Source organism: Arthrobacter sp. NPDC056493 (assembly GCF_042795115.1).
GTDB lineage: Bacteria > Actinomycetota > Actinomycetes > Actinomycetales > Micrococcaceae > Arthrobacter.
Window position 1 is genome coordinate 125,731 of the sequence record NZ_JBHTSL010000005.1, and the last position, 14,044, is coordinate 139,774.

13 protein-coding genes are annotated in these 14,044 nt (G+C 67.3%); 12 read left to right on the forward strand and 1 reads right to left on the reverse strand.

Features of this window, described 5'->3' with window-relative positions; translation table 11 throughout:
* The first annotated feature begins 34 nt into the window (after positions 1-34).
* The 7 genes from ACFQ50_RS03805 (at position 35) to ACFQ50_RS03835 (ending at position 8,051) form a co-directional block, all read left to right on the forward strand.
* Positions 35-1,642, forward strand: coding sequence for a carboxyl transferase domain-containing protein (locus ACFQ50_RS03805; RefSeq protein WP_377994185.1), 1,608 nt, complete (start codon positions 35-37; stop codon positions 1,640-1,642).
* A 7-nt stretch (positions 1,643-1,649) separates the two neighbouring features.
* Positions 1,650-3,845, forward strand: coding sequence for an acetyl/propionyl/methylcrotonyl-CoA carboxylase subunit alpha (locus tag ACFQ50_RS03810; RefSeq protein WP_377994186.1), 2,196 nt, complete (start codon positions 1,650-1,652; stop codon positions 3,843-3,845).
* Between the two features lie 2 nt (positions 3,846-3,847).
* A complete protein-coding gene (locus ACFQ50_RS03815; protein WP_377994187.1) occupies positions 3,848-5,023 on the forward strand; it encodes an acyl-CoA dehydrogenase family protein in 1,176 nt (391 codons plus the stop codon).
* A 72-nt stretch (positions 5,024-5,095) separates the two neighbouring features.
* Entirely contained in the window at positions 5,096-5,938 is an 843-nt protein-coding gene (locus tag ACFQ50_RS03820) for a CoA transferase subunit A (protein WP_377994188.1), read from the forward strand.
* A gap of 2 nt (positions 5,939-5,940) precedes the next feature.
* Positions 5,941-6,681 carry a CoA transferase subunit B gene (locus tag ACFQ50_RS03825; RefSeq protein WP_377994189.1) on the forward strand — a complete coding sequence of 247 codons (741 nt, stop codon included), beginning with the start codon at positions 5,941-5,943 and terminating at the stop codon, positions 6,679-6,681.
* Positions 6,678-7,205 (forward strand): MaoC family dehydratase, encoded by a 528-nt coding sequence (locus ACFQ50_RS03830; RefSeq protein WP_377994190.1) that lies wholly within the window; start codon positions 6,678-6,680, stop codon positions 7,203-7,205. Before ACFQ50_RS03825 ends, ACFQ50_RS03830 begins: the two co-directional genes overlap by 4 nt.
* A gap of 15 nt (positions 7,206-7,220) precedes the next feature.
* Positions 7,221-8,051: an HpcH/HpaI aldolase/citrate lyase family protein gene (locus ACFQ50_RS03835; protein ID WP_377994191.1), complete on the forward strand. Its 831-nt coding sequence runs from the start codon at positions 7,221-7,223 to the stop codon at positions 8,049-8,051.
* Positions 8,052-8,132: 81 nt separating this feature from the next.
* On the opposite strand, the gene ACFQ50_RS03840 is transcribed toward ACFQ50_RS03835, so the two are convergent.
* On the reverse strand, positions 8,133-9,578 hold the full coding sequence (locus ACFQ50_RS03840; RefSeq protein WP_377994209.1) for a lipase maturation factor family protein: 1,446 nt from the start codon (positions 9,576-9,578) through the stop codon (positions 8,133-8,135).
* 231 nt (positions 9,579-9,809) lie between these two features.
* Between ACFQ50_RS03840 and dxr the strand changes: the two genes are divergently transcribed.
* The 5 genes from dxr to ACFQ50_RS03865 all read left to right on the forward strand — a co-directional run bounded on the left by dxr (position 9,810) and on the right by ACFQ50_RS03865 (position 14,010).
* Positions 9,810-11,024, forward strand: coding sequence for a 1-deoxy-D-xylulose-5-phosphate reductoisomerase (dxr, locus tag ACFQ50_RS03845; protein WP_377994192.1), 1,215 nt, complete (start codon positions 9,810-9,812; stop codon positions 11,022-11,024).
* A 19-nt stretch (positions 11,025-11,043) separates the two neighbouring features.
* Entirely contained in the window at positions 11,044-12,375 is a 1,332-nt protein-coding gene (locus ACFQ50_RS03850; protein WP_377994193.1) for a M50 family metallopeptidase, read from the forward strand.
* 87 nt (positions 12,376-12,462) lie between these two features.
* Positions 12,463-13,173 (forward strand): MarR family transcriptional regulator, encoded by a 711-nt coding sequence (locus tag ACFQ50_RS03855; protein ID WP_377994194.1) that lies wholly within the window; start codon positions 12,463-12,465, stop codon positions 13,171-13,173.
* Complete coding sequence (locus ACFQ50_RS03860) at positions 13,170-13,691, forward strand: hypothetical protein (RefSeq protein WP_377994195.1); 522 nt, start codon at positions 13,170-13,172, stop codon at positions 13,689-13,691. The genes ACFQ50_RS03855 and ACFQ50_RS03860 overlap by 4 nt, the downstream gene beginning before the upstream one ends.
* 25 nt (positions 13,692-13,716) lie before the next feature.
* Complete coding sequence (locus tag ACFQ50_RS03865; RefSeq protein ID WP_377990890.1) at positions 13,717-14,010, forward strand: YciI family protein; 294 nt, start codon at positions 13,717-13,719, stop codon at positions 14,008-14,010.
* Positions 14,011-14,044: the final 34 nt, after the last annotated feature.

The window sequence follows — 14,044 nt, forward strand, 5'->3', positions numbered from 1 at the left end:
TGCCGCCGGAGGTGCCCGGGAATGGAAGCGGTCAATGGAGACACTCGCCACCCGGCTGGATACCGCCGGCAGCGCATTCGAGGCCAACAGCCTCGCGCAGCGCGCGCTCGCGGATGAGCTGCGGAAACGTCTTGCCACCACGGCGCTGGGCGGGCCGGAAAGATCCCGCGAGCGGCACATGGCGCGTGGCAAGCTGCTTCCGCGGGAGCGCATCGACCGCCTTCTCGACGACGGCAGCCCCTTCCTGGAGATCGCCCCGCTGGCGGCAAACGGCATGTACAACGACGATTCACCGGGAGCCGGCATCATCGCGGGCATCGGCCTGGTGCACGGTCGCCACGTGCTGGTGATTTCCAACGACGCCACCGTCAAAGGCGGCACCTACTATCCCCTGACGGTGAAGAAGCACCTCAGGGCCCAGGAGATCGCGCTCGAAAACCGGCTGCCGTGCATCTACCTCGTGGACTCGGGCGGGGCCTTCCTCCCCAAACAGGACGAGGTCTTCCCGGACAAGGAGCATTTTGGCCGGATCTTCTTCAACCAGGCCAGAATGTCCGCGGCCAAAATTCCCCAGGTCGCCGCCGTTCTGGGCTCCTGCACCGCAGGCGGCGCCTACGTTCCGGCGATGAGCGATGAAACGGTCATCGTCCGCAACCAGGGCACCATCTTCCTGGGCGGCCCGCCCCTGGTGAAGGCCGCCATCGGCGAGATCGTCAGCGCTGAAGAGCTCGGGGGCGGCGACGTGCACTCCCGGATCTCCGGCGTCACAGACCACCTCGCCGAAAACGATGAGCACGCCCTGCAGATCGTCCGCGACATCGTCGCCACGCTGCCCGGGCCCGCTGCGCCGGCCTGGGAGGTGGACACCGCCGTCGAACCCGTTGCCGAGCCCGGCCAGATCTACGGCGCCGTCCCCACCGACGTTAACGCGCAGTACGACGTGCGCGAGGTGATCGCCCGGCTGGTGGACGGCAGCCGCTTCCACGAGTTCAAGAAGAACTACGGCCCCACCCTGGTGACCGGATTCGCCAGGCTTCACGGACATCCCGTGGGCATCGTGGCCAACAACGGGGTGCTGTTCAGCGAGTCGGCACTCAAGGGCGCCCACTTCATTGAGCTGTGCGACCAGCGAGGCATTCCGCTGCTCTTCCTGCAAAACATCTCCGGCTTCATGGTGGGCAAGGACTACGAGCAGGGCGGGATTGCCAAGAACGGCGCCAAGATGGTCACCGCGGTGGCCACCACTCGCGTGCCCAAGCTGACAGTGGTGATCGGCGGGTCCTTCGGTGCCGGCAACTACTCAATGTGCGGCCGGGCCTATTCACCGCGCTTCCTGTGGATGTGGCCGGCCAGCCGGATCTCGGTCATGGGCGGGAACCAGGCCTCGAGTGTCCTGGCCACCGTCAAGCGCGACCAGTTCGAGGCGGCCGGGCAGGAGTGGTCCGCCGAGGATGAGGAAGCCTTCAAGGCCCCCATCCGGCAGCAGTACGAGGACCAGGGCAGCCCCTACTACTCCACGGCGCGGCTCTGGGACGACGGCGTGATCGACCCCGCGGACACCCGCACCGTACTGGGTCTGGCCCTCGACGTCGTCTCCCGCGTCCCGCTGCCGGAGACTTCCTTCGGCCTCTTCCGAATGTGAGCCCGAGATGACCAACGAAACAATGTTCCATACCGTCCTCGTGGCCAACCGCGGCGAGATTGCCTGCCGGGTGATCAGAACCCTGCGTGCCATGGGCATCCGTTCGGTTGCGGTCTACAGCGATGCCGACGCCGGTGCCCGCCACGTGCGCGAAGCTGACGCCGCCGTCCGGATCGGCCCCGCCGCGGCGGCCCGGAGCTACCTCAACATTGACGCGATCATCAGGGCCTGCCAGGAAACCGGCGCCCAGGCGGTGCACCCCGGCTACGGGTTCCTGAGCGAAAACGCGGACTTCGCCAGGTCACTGGAGGCCGCCGGCATCGCTTTCATCGGCCCCGGGGTGGAGGCCCTGGACGTCATGGGCGACAAGATCCGCTCGAAGAACCATGTGGCAGGGTACGGCGTTCCCGTGGTCCCGGGCATCGCCGAGCCCGGCATGACCGACGAGGAACTGATGGCGGCCGCCCCGGGCGTGGGTTTTCCGCTGCTCATCAAGCCCTCTGCCGGCGGCGGGGGCAAGGGAATGCATGCCGTGGAGCGCCCGGAGGACCTGCCGTCCGCCCTGGCCACCGCGCGGCGAGTGGCTGCGGGCGCATTTGGAGACGACACCCTGTTCCTGGAACGGCTGGTGAGGTCCCCGCGGCACATCGAGGTGCAGGTGCTGGCCGATACGCACGGAAACGTCATCCACCTCGGGGAACGTGAATGCTCCCTGCAGCGGCGCCATCAGAAGGTCATCGAGGAAGCGCCGTCCCCGCTCCTGGAGTCGCTGCCCGACGGCGAGGCCGTCCGGGCGAAGATCGGTGAGGCCGCCTGCAACGCCGCCCGCAGCGTCCACTACACCGGCGCCGGCACCGTGGAGTTCCTCGTTTCGGACGAGTCCCCGGATGAGTTCTTCTTCATGGAAATGAACACCCGGCTGCAGGTGGAGCATCCCGTGACGGAAATGGTCACCGGCATCGACCTCGTCGAGTGGCAGGTGCGCACCGCCGCCGGCGAGGAGCTGACAGTCCAGCAGGACGACGTCGTGCTCGCCGGGCACTCGGTGGAGGCACGGGTGTACGCCGAGGTCCCCGAGAAGAACTTCCTGCCGTCGTCGGGAACCGTGCTCCTGCTGGACGAGATGCCTGGGCCGGCGCGGCGCTCCAGCGCCCCCGTCCGTGTCGAAGCCGAAACAGCCCGGGGACGCGTCCGGGTGGACTCGGCGTTGCTGGAGGGCCTCGAAATCTCTTCGAGCTATGACCCGATGATCTCCAAGGTCATCGCGTGGGGTGAGGACCGCGCCGCCGCCCTTGACACCCTGGACGAGGCGCTCGCCGGGTACACCGTCCTTGGCATCGATACCAACGTGGAATACCTGCGGCTGCTGATCGATGACGACGACGTCCGCGCCGGCCGCCTCGACACCGGCCTTATCGAGCGCAAGATGCCGGAGTTCTCCTTCCGCCGTGCAGGCGACATGGAGGTAGCAGCGGTTGCCGTCTATGTCGCTGCTGCGCAGGAGCAAGACGCCCAGGCCGCCGGGACAAACCCGTGGAAGCGCCGCGACGGGTGGAGGCTTGGCGCCCAAGCCCCACTGCGCATCAGTTTGGGGACGCCCGGCGGCGGTGTCGCCACGGTTGAGGTGTACGGCTCAGTAGGGCAAGGCACCGCGGCAGTGGCCGTCGACGGCGGACCGCAGCGCACGGCCTCACTTCGTTTCCCGGAACGCCACCACGCAGAGCTGACTCTGGGCCACGAAGCCCGGGTGTACTCGCTCGCCCCGGTGCACAAGGGGCCCGTACCCCCGGGTCCCGACAACACGGTGCCGACGGAGCTCTTCCTGGGCAGCGGTGGCTGGGCTTGCCGGCTGGAGGTGCTCACCCGCGAGTCCCGCCTGGCGCGGGTGCTTGCCGCCGTCGAACGGGAAGAGGGCGCAGCCGATCCGGAAGTCCGGTCACCCATGCCCGGGACCGTCGTCTCCGTCGCTGTGCACGACGGCGACCCGGTGACGGCGGGACAGGTGCTGCTGTCCGTGGAGGCCATGAAGATGGAGCACCAGCTCGTGGCCGAGGTCGCCGGCACCGCCCATATCACCGTCACCACAGGGGACCTGGTCAAGGCCGACCAGGTCGTTGCCACCATTCACGCGGACCAGCCAGCCGGCCCCGAAACGGCGGGCTCCGCAACCCAGGATCCAACAGAAGAACGTAAGGAGGCCTAGCCGTGGCCGATTTTGACCTCAGCGAGGAATACCAGGACCTCAGCAAGACCGTCCGCGAGTTCGCCGACGAGGTGGTGGCCCCCGTCTCCACCAAGCACGATGAGGAACACAGCTTCCCCTACGAGGTGGTGGCGCAGATGGCGGACATGGGGCTGTTCGGACTGCCGTTCCCGGAGGAGTACGGCGGCATGGGCGGCGACTATTTCGCCCTGGCCCTCGCCCTGGAACAGCTGGGGCGGGTGGACCAGTCCGTCGCCATCACGCTGGAGGCAGGGGTGTCCCTCGGCGCCATGCCCGTTTACCGCTTCGGCACGGAGGCACAGAAGCAGGAATGGCTGCCGCTGCTTGCATCCGGCAAGGCGCTCGCCGGCTTCGGCCTGACCGAGCCGGAGGCGGGCTCCGACGCCGGCGGCACGAAGACCACGGCCCGGCTCGAAGGCGACGCAGACGCCAAAAACTGGGTCATCAACGGCAACAAGGAATTCATCACCAACTCGGGAACGGACATCAGCAAGCTGGTCACGGTCACCGCCGTCACAGGCCAGCAGGAACGCAAGGACGGCAGCATCAGGAAGGAGATCTCCACCATCCTGGTGCCCACCGACACGCCCGGCTTCAAAGCTGAGAAGGCCTACAACAAAGTGGGCTGGAATGCTTCGGACACGCATCCGCTGACACTGCGGGACGTCACCGTACCCGAGGCGAACCTGCTGGGGGAGCGGGGCCGCGGCTACGCCAACTTCCTGTCCATCCTGGACGAAGGCAGGATCGCCATCGCGGCCCTGGCCACCGGCGCCGCGCAGGGCTGCGTGGATCTGTCGGTCCGCTACGCCAAGGACCGCAGCGCCTTCGGGACCAATATCGGCAAGCACCAGGCCATCGCCTTCAAGATCGCCCGCATGCAGGCACGGGCCCATACGGCCCGTCTTGCCTACTACGATGCGGCCGCCCGGATGCTCGCCGGCAAGCCGTTCAAGACGCAGGCGGCCATAGCTAAGATGGTCGCAGGCGAGGCGGCCATGGACAACGCGCGGGATGCCACCCAGGTATTCGGCGGCTATGGCTTCATCAATGAGTTCACCGTGGCGCGCCACTACCGGGACTCCAAGATCCTGGAGGTCGGGGAGGGCACCACGGAGGTCCAGCTGATGCTGATCGCCCGGGAACTGGGGCTCTAGCGGCCCCGGTGGCCGTGTCTGCCGGGAGTCTGTGTTTGTCGAAGGTCTGTGGAGACGCCGAAAGGATCAACGATGATTGACAAGGTTGTTGCCAGCGCTGACGAAGCGGTCGCCGACATATCCGACGGCGCGTCGCTCGCCGTCGGGGGTTTTGGACTGTGCGGGATCCCGGTGGCGCTCATCGATGCCCTCCACCGCCATGGCACCAGGGACCTGGAGACTGTCAGCAACAACTGCGGCGTTGACGACTGGGGGCTGGGAATACTCCTCCGGGACGGCAGGATCCGCCGGACTGTCAGCTCGTACGTGGGGGAGAACAAGGAGTTCGCCCGGCAGTACCTCGCCGGCGAACTGGAGGTGGTCCTCACCCCGCAGGGCACCCTGGCCGAGAAGCTGCGCGCAGGCGGCGCCGGCATCCCCGCTTTTTACACGAAGGCGGGGGTGGGGACGCAGGTGTCCGACGGCGGCCTGCCGCAGAAGTACGACGCCGACGGCGGCATCGCCATCGCATCCCCGGCCAAGGAAGTGCGGAGCTTCGACGGCGTCGACTACGTCCTCGAGGAATCACTGACCCCTGACTACGGCCTGGTCCACGCCTGGAAGGGCGACCGCCACGGGAACCTGGTCTTCCACGCCACAGCCATGAACTTCAACCCGCTCTGCGCCATGGCAGGACGGATCACTATCGCGGAGGTGGAGGAACTCGTGGAACCGGGCGAACTGGATCCCGAGCACGTCCACCTGCCCGGCATCTTCGTCCAGCGGGTGGTGGTGGTGCCCGAGTCCGAGAAACGCATTGAGAAGCGGACGGTGGCGCTGTCCGCGGCATCCGCAGCCCAGCCGGGCAGCACCGGCACGGCACAAACCACCGGCACGGCAGGAAGCACAGGAACCAGCGAACAGGCAGGAGCGTAGCCATGGAGTCGAACAGCTCGCAGGGGGCGCCCCCGCGCCCCGAGGCCGTCCGTCACGAGTACCGGCGTGCAGCATCCTCCCACCCCGAGGGCAAGGGCTGGACACGCAACGAGCTCGCCGCCCGGGTGGCCCAGGAGCTGAGCAACGGCCAGTACGTGAACCTCGGCATCGGCATGCCCACCCTGATTCCCAACTACATCCCGGCCGGCGTTGAGGTGGTCCTGCACTCCGAAAACGGCATCCTTGGCGTCGGCCCCTACCCCGGCGAGGACGAGGTGGACCCGGACCTCATCAACGCCGGCAAGGAGACCGTCACCGTTAACAAGGGCGCCGCGTTCTTCGACTCCGCGCAGTCCTTCGGCATGATCCGCGGCGGCCACGTGGATGTGGCAGTGCTCGGCGCCATGGAGGTGGCCGCCAACGGGGACCTCGCCAACTGGATGATCCCCGGAAAGATGGTCAAGGGGATGGGCGGGGCAATGGACCTGGTCTTTGGCGCCAAAAAGGTGATCGTCATGATGGAGCACGTGGACCGCAGCGGGAAACCGAAGATCGTGGAACGCTGCTCGCTGCCTTTGACGGGCAAGGCCTGCGTGGACCGGATCATCACCGACCTCGCTGTCTTGGACGTCACCCCCGACGGGCTGGTCCTGCGCGAACTGGCCCCGAACGTGTCGGCGGAGGATGTTGCCGCGGCCACCGGTGCGGAGCTGTTCGAGGAAGACCAGGAACTCACCGTATGAGCGCGGTTTCGACAGGCTCAACCACCGGCGGTGCGCGTGTCATCGAGCAGCGCGGGCTCTACTTCGAGGAGCTCGAGGAAGACGTCGTTTACGCCCACCGACCCGGTCGGACCGTCACGGAGACGGACAACGTGCTGTTCACCACCATGACCATGAACACGCAGGGGCTGCACCTGGACGCGGCCTGGAGCGCGGGCCAGCCCTTCGGCCAGCGGCTGGTGAACTCGATGTTCACGCTGGCGACGGTGGTGGGGCAGTCCGTCGGCCAGCTGACCCAGGGCACCATCATTGCGCAGCTGGGGCTGACGGACGTCTCCTTCCCGCACCCGCTCTATCACGGTGACACGCTTTATACGGAGACCGTCATTACCGGGAAACGGCTGTCCGGCTCACGGCCGGGGCAGGGCGTAGTCACCATGCAGCACACGGGGCGCAACCAGGGCGGAACGGTGGTGGCGCTGGCCACGCGGAGCTGCCTCATGTGGACGCGCGATGCGCATATAGAGGCGCAGCGGGGCAAATAATCGGACAATGAGTCTATGACTTTTGTGATGGGCCCCGCCCTGCTTTTCTGCCCTGCCGACCGTCCCGAACGCTTCCAAAAGGCCGCCGAACGCGCCGACGCCGTCATTCTGGACCTCGAGGACGCCGTAGCGGCGCCGGACAAGCAGCGGGCACGGGGCGCCATCCTGGCCCAGCTCGGCGGCTCCGGCGAGGGCCCGGAGCTGGATCCCAGCCGCACCATCATCAGGATCAACCCGGCCGGCACCGAGGACTTCGAAAAGGACCTGCACTGCCTGGCCCACACCCCCTACCGCACCGTCATGCTGGCGAAGGCGGAGAGCGCCAGCCAACTCCGGGCCCTTCCGGACTTCCACGTGATAGCCCTGTGCGAGACGGCCGCGGGTGTGGTCCACGCACCCGCCATTGCCGCCGAACCCAACGTGGTGGCCATGATGTGGGGGGCGGAGGACCTGCTTGCGTTCCTCGGCGGCACGTCCAGCAGGAACGACGACGGCGGCTACCGCGCTGTTGCGCTGCACGCCCGCTCCTCGGTGCTCCTGGCAGCGGGCGCAGCCGGCAAGCAGGCCGTGGACGCGGTCTACGTGAACATCCCCGACCTTGACGGGCTCGCCGCGGAAGCCCGGGACGCCGCGGCGTCCGGGTTTGGCTCCAAGGCCTGCATCCACCCCAGCCAGGTGGCCGCCGTCCGGGCCGCCTACGCACCCTCGGGCGAGGAGGTGTCCGCCGCCACGCACCTGCTGGAGGCAGCAAAGCAAGCCGGGGCGGGCGTGTTCCAGTACCAGGGCCGGATGATCGACGGCCCCATCCTTCGGCACGCGGAGTCGGTGCTGCGCAGATCAAAGTAGCCCCAGGGCCCGGTAGCCTGCCGTGAGCCGTGTATCAGGGCCCGGCAGGCCGCCGTCGGCCCCGCTATCTTTGGAACGCCATCATTTCCCTGCCCGCAGGGAAATGGGCGGGATCGCCTCGTAGAGCGGCGTCCGGATCCAGCGCTGGCCGGTCTCCCGGAACTCCGCCCGGGTGGCGAAGCGATAGAGGTAGGTGCGGGCGCGTACCCAGCGGGGGCGTTCGCCGTCGAACGGGTCACGGCGCAGCAACCGCAGCATCGCTGTATCAGCTTCCAGCAGTTTGCCCAGGAAAGCGTAAAACCATTCCTCGTGGATGGTGCGCAGGGGCAGGAACCACATGAGCCAGTCCAGCCGCAGATGGTAGGGAGCCCATTGGCGGGGCAGCCGGCGCACGTCGCCGGGTTTTCCCTTGAAGCCGTACTCGCGCCAGTCGGCGGCGTCGTCCGGTTCGTCGTCCAGGGTGCCCTCCACCGCCACTTCGATGCGCTGCTTCGTCACGGTGCCGAACGCGCCGTACGTGTTCACCAGCTGCCAGCGGTTGAAGCTGGCGTTCATCAGCTGGTAGTGGGAGAACAGGTTGCGGATGGGCCAGTAGCTGAGGACCACCAGGAGCAGCGAGGCGGCCAGCGTGATGAGCAGCCACCACAGCGGCGTCTCCCCGGTGGTGTGCCAGTCCAGCGGAATGATCGGCAGCACCGCATGCGCCACGGAGTCGCTGACGCCGGCGAAGGCCAGCACGATCGCGATCCAGTTGAGCCACGCGAAGTTGCCGCTGGACACCAGCCACAGCTGGGTGAAGATGATGACGCCCGCCGCGATGCTGCCCAGCGGCTGGGGCGCGAAGAGGAAGAACGGCACCACCAGTTGGGCGAAGTGGTTGCCCACCACCTCGAGCCGGTGGAATGGCTTCGGCAGCAGGTGCGCCTGCCGGCTTAGGGGGCCCGGCATCGGCTGGGTCTCGTGGTGGTAGTACAGGGCCGTGAGGTCACGCCACTCCCGGCCGCCGCGGATCTTGATCATGCCGGCACCGAATTCCAGCCGGAACACCAGCCAGGCCACGAGGATCAGGATGGTCCGGGGCGGATCGGTCTGGTCGGAGCCCAGGAAGGCCACGGTGAAGCCGGCCTCCAGCAGCAGCATCTCCCAGCCGAACCCGTAGAACGTCTGCCCCACGTTGACCACCGACATGTAGAGCAGCCACAGCGCCAGGAACGCGATGAGCGGCAGCCATGGCGGGCCCAGCTGGGGGAGGCCGAGAACCAGGAGGCCGGAGATGGCCAGCCCCATTGCGCAGACGGCCCGGAACAGCCGGTCTGAGTAACGCCAGCGGAACAGGGTTGGCCTGCGCATCCGGCTGAACGATTTGAGGTAGTCCGGAACCGGAAGGAGGCCGCGCTCGCCGAGAAGTGCGGGGAACTGGTTGAGGGAGGAGAGGAACGCAACGAGATAGAGTGCGGCGACACCGCGCTGCAGCACCTGCCGGGCGAATTCATAGTCCGGCGCATCGAACCACGCGGCCCAGTCCACGGGCACCACGTTACCCCGGCCCGGAAGCGCGTCAAGGTGCTGCCGGTTGCCCTGGATGGGCTTCCCTGCCGTTGGTGTTGCGGCTCGGAGGATGCTCACCACATTGCCAAAAATGGCCGCTCCGCAAGTCCCTCCTGCGGCCCTTTATGGCAATTCGATCAACACCCAGCTACGCCGGCCGTGGAAGCGCTCCGCGTTCGGCGGCCGGCGGCGGTGCGAGATACTTAAGGCATGCAGACTTCCGGCTCCAGCCGTCCAGCCAGCCAGCCGCGCACCATCGTCATTCTCGGGTCCACCGGTTCCATCGGCACCCAGGCGATTGACGTCGTCGACGGCGCCCCGCACCTTTTCGAGGTTGTGGCGCTGAGCGCCGGGGGCGGCAACCTCGAACTTCTTGCCCGGCAGGCCGTGCATACGCGGGCCGGTGCCGTGGGCATCGCCGACGGCGATCCCGGGCGCCTCCGGGACCTGATCAATGACGCCGCGCGCGCAGCGGGGATCGGACAGTACCGTCCCGAGATCATCGCCGGCCCCGACGCCTCGGCCAGGATCGCTGCCGTGAAGGCGGACGTGGTGCTCAACGGCATTACGGGCTCGATCGGGCTGGCGCCCACGCTCGCCGCACTGGAATCCGGCGCAACCCTGGCGCTGGCCAACAAGGAATCCCTGATCGTTGGCGGGTCGCTGGTCAAGGCCGCCGCAGCGGAGGGGCAGATCGTGCCGGTTGACTCCGAGCACTCGGCCATCGCGCAATGCCTGCGCTCCGGGACCGCCGCAGAGGTGGACAAGCTCATCCTGACTGCCTCGGGCGGGCCCTTCCGCGGCCGTACCCGCGAAGAGTTGTTCGCCGTGACCCCCGAAGAAGCGCTGGCCCACCCCACCTGGGACATGGGCCTGATGGTCACCACCAACTCGGCCAGCCTGGTGAACAAGGGCCTGGAAGTCATTGAGGCGCACCTGCTGTTCGACATTCCCCTGGACCGGATCGACGTGGTGGTCCACCCGCAGTCCGTGATCCACTCGATGGTGCAGTTCGTGGATGGTTCGACCATTGCCCAGGCGTCGCCGCCGGACATGCGCCTGCCGATTGCGCTGGGCCTGGGCTGGCCGGACCGGGTGCCCAGCGCGGCCACGCCCTGCGACTGGACCCGTGCCACCAGCTGGACGTTCGAGCCGCTGGACGCCGTAGCCTTTCCCGCCGTCCGGCTTGCCAAGGACGCCGCGGGACTGGGAAGCACCTATCCCGCAGTGTTCAACGCCGCCAACGAGGAAGCCGTCGTGGCTTTCCACGCAGGCAGGATCCGGTTCACGGACATCGTGGACACCATCGAGGCCGTCCTCAGCGAACACTCGGGTTCCTCCGGGCTGACGGTCGGATCCGTGCTCGATGCTGAGAAATGGGCACGTGCGCGCACCCACGAACGTTTAGCAGTGAGCAGTCTCTAGGAAGCAGCAGATCTCAAGCATGAGTCCCGTCATTCTCTTTATCCTTGGTGTCGTCTTTGTGGCGGTCGGCATCGCGGTATCTATTGCGCTGCATGAGGTGGGCCACCTGGTGCCCGCCAAGCTGTTCAAGGTGCGCGTCACCAAGTACATGATCGGCTTCGGTCCCACCATCTGGTCGACCAAAAAGGGTGAGACCGAGTACGGCTTCAAGGCGCTTCCGCTTGGCGGTTATGTGTCGATGATCGGCATGTACCCGCCCAACAAGGTGGACGGTTCCGTGCGCCCGTCCAGCACCGGCATGTTCCAGACGCTGGCCAGCGAGGCCCGTTCCATGGCGCACGAGGATGTGGGACCCGGGGATGAGCACCGCGTGTTCTACCGGCTCCCGGTCTGGAAGAAGATCATCATCATGCTCGGCGGCCCGGCCATGAACCTGCTGATCGGCCTCGTACTCACGGCGGTGCTCCTCATGGGCTTCGGCATTTCCGAGCCCACCACCACCATCGCCGATGTCTCCAAGTGCCAGGTGAAGGTGGGGGAGACCGTCGATCCAAACTCGGCGGACTGCAAGCCGACACCGGCAGCTGCAGCCCAGCTCAAGCCCAACGACGTCATCACCGCCTTCGACGGGAAAACCGTCACCAGCTGGGACCAGCTGACGGGCTGGATCCGTGCTTCCGCCGGCAAGGAAGTGTCCATCACCGTGGTGCGCAACGGCTCGCCGGTGACCAGCACCGTCACCCCCGTGCTGTCCGCACGCCCGGTGGTCGGGGCGGACGGTCGCCAGGCGAAGGACGACGCCGGAAAGCTCCTGTACCAGGACGTCGGCTTCCTGGGCATCGGTGCGCAGACCGCCTTGGTTCCCCAGCCGGCGTCGTCCGTCCTGCCCATGGCAGGGGAGAACATCAAACAGGTGGCCGGGGTGGTGCTCAACCTGCCGGCCCGGGTAGTTGGAGTTGCCAAGGCGGCGTTCAGCGAAGAACCCCGCGACCCCAACGGCCCCATCAGTGTGGTGGGCGTGGGCCGCGTGGCGGGCGAGGTGGCCGCAATGGAGGAAGTGCCGGCCCAGGCGCGGCTTGCCGCCTTGGTGGGACTCCTCGCCGGGCTGAACTTTGCCCTTGCCGTTTTCAACCTGATCCCGCTGCTCCCGCTCGACGGCGGCCACGTGGCCGGCGCACTCTTCGAGGCCGTGCGGCGGCGGGTCGCGAAGCTGTTCGGCAAACCCGACCCGGGCGCGTTTGACATCGCGAAGCTGCTGCCGGTGACCTATGTGGTGGCCGCGCTGCTCATGGGAATGGGCGCGCTGCTGATCTATGCGGACATCGTTAAGCCGGTGAATCTCTTCGGCTGATCTTTTTTTATAAGCTCTTTCCGGCTGATTATCAAAAATCAGCTCGAAATGATTGATCTGTGAATATAAGCCGGATACGGTTTAGTCATGTACGTTCTAACCATCGACCAGCGTGGCAGCACCAATGACGTGGACCGTGTGCCCGAGCTCCTCGGAGCCCTCGCTGGCCATCCCGGTGTCCGCTTTGAACGCTCCGTCGGCGACGAAGTGCAGGGGGTTCTGCAGGACCCGGCCCTCGTGGTCGACGTGGCGCTGCAGGCCCTGCGAAGCGGCCACTGGTACGTGGGAATCGGCGTGGGTCCGGGAACCCTGCCACCGGATGCCAGCCCCCGGGAAGGATCCGGAGCCGCGTTTGTCGCGGCGCGGAGGGCGGTGGAACGGGCCAAGTCGGCCGCGAGCCATGTCCCCGCGGCCGTGGTAGCGGGGAGCCGCGGGCACGAGGCGGCCGAGGCGTGCGCCAACGCCGAGGCGGTGCTGCGGCTGGTCGGGAGGCTGGTGCAGGAGCGGACTGAGGCCCAGTGGCGTGTGGTGGATGCCCTCCGGGCGAAGGGCGGGGCCGGCACCGAGCAGGGTCCTGGACGCCACGGACTGCAGAAACAGACCGCCGGGGAACTGGGAATCAGTGAGCAGTCGGTGAGCCGGGCCGTCCTCCGGTCGGGCTGGCAGGAAGAATGGGCGGCAAGGCCAGCGGTGAAAATGCTGCTGGCGACCGCCCACCGCCTCAATCTTGAGAACCCCACCCCCGAGAACCCCATCTCTGGAAACCAGGACGGCGACGACAACCGAGGAGAACCGTGAACGCTGTCTGGATCGCAGCCGCCCTGCTGACGGCCGGGTTCGTAGGCTGGCCTGTCACAGCGCTGGTTTTCCGCCTGGCCCGCACTATCGACGACAAAGCCGATGCCGCCGCCACAGGCAGGGACGGCGCTGACGATCCGTCGGCGGACGTGACCGTGGACAGTCCCGCCACTGCCGACAGCCGGGCCGCAGACGATAGGGGCAACACGGTGAACGGTGACATCACGGTGGACGCCGGGAGCGCCGCCGCGCCGGAACCCGGAGGCGCGGCTCCGGCCACACGGATTCTCCGGGGCGGGGCCATCATCGGAGTGCTCGAGCGGCTGGCTGTCTGCTTGGCCATCCTCGCCGGGCAGCCCGTGGCCATCGCGTATGTGGTGGCCATCAAGGGCCTGGGCCGGTTCGCGGAGCTCAAGGAAACGCCCGTGGCTGCGGAGCGGTTCATCATCGGCACCCTGGCCTCCATGCTCTGGGCGGCGGGAGTTGCCGCCTTCACAAAGGTCGTGCTCCTCGGCTAGCCCTGCTGCGGGATAGGGTGTCTCTATGACTGTTTTTGCTGTTGAGTACGTATACGACGCCGAGTCCTCCGAAACGCGCGCGGCCACCCGCCCCGCACACCGTGAGTGGACTGCAGGACTGGCGCAGGACGGCACCCTTCTTGCCAGCGGACCCTACGGCGACGGCGCAGGCGCCCTGCTCATTTTCAAGGCGGCCGACGAAGCCGCACTCAACGAGATCCTCCGGCAGGATCCCTTCGCGGCAGCTGGCGTCATTTCCGGCACGCGAACCACCGAATGGGCACCCGTGACCGGTCTCCTGGCTGAGCACGCAGCCTAGCCGCCCCGCACCACCGATTTTCGAATTCAAGGAG

Coding starts and splice junctions, on each gene's coding strand:
- ACFQ50_RS03820 (WP_377994188.1), top strand. CDS start 5,096: ATGATTGACAAGGTTGTTGCCAGCGCTGACGAAGCGGTCGCCGACATA.
- ACFQ50_RS03835 (WP_377994191.1), top strand. CDS start 7,221: ATGACTTTTGTGATGGGCCCCGCCCTGCTTTTCTGCCCTGCCGACCGT.
- ACFQ50_RS03805 (WP_377994185.1), top strand. CDS start 35: ATGGAGACACTCGCCACCCGGCTGGATACCGCCGGCAGCGCATTCGAG.
- ACFQ50_RS03825 (WP_377994189.1), top strand. CDS start 5,941: ATGGAGTCGAACAGCTCGCAGGGGGCGCCCCCGCGCCCCGAGGCCGTC.
- ACFQ50_RS03810 (WP_377994186.1), top strand. CDS start 1,650: ATGACCAACGAAACAATGTTCCATACCGTCCTCGTGGCCAACCGCGGC.
- ACFQ50_RS03865 (WP_377990890.1), top strand. CDS start 13,717: ATGACTGTTTTTGCTGTTGAGTACGTATACGACGCCGAGTCCTCCGAA.
- ACFQ50_RS03855 (WP_377994194.1), top strand. CDS start 12,463: ATGTACGTTCTAACCATCGACCAGCGTGGCAGCACCAATGACGTGGAC.
- ACFQ50_RS03850 (WP_377994193.1), top strand. CDS start 11,044: ATGAGTCCCGTCATTCTCTTTATCCTTGGTGTCGTCTTTGTGGCGGTC.
- dxr (WP_377994192.1), top strand. CDS start 9,810: ATGCAGACTTCCGGCTCCAGCCGTCCAGCCAGCCAGCCGCGCACCATC.
- ACFQ50_RS03830 (WP_377994190.1), top strand. CDS start 6,678: ATGAGCGCGGTTTCGACAGGCTCAACCACCGGCGGTGCGCGTGTCATC.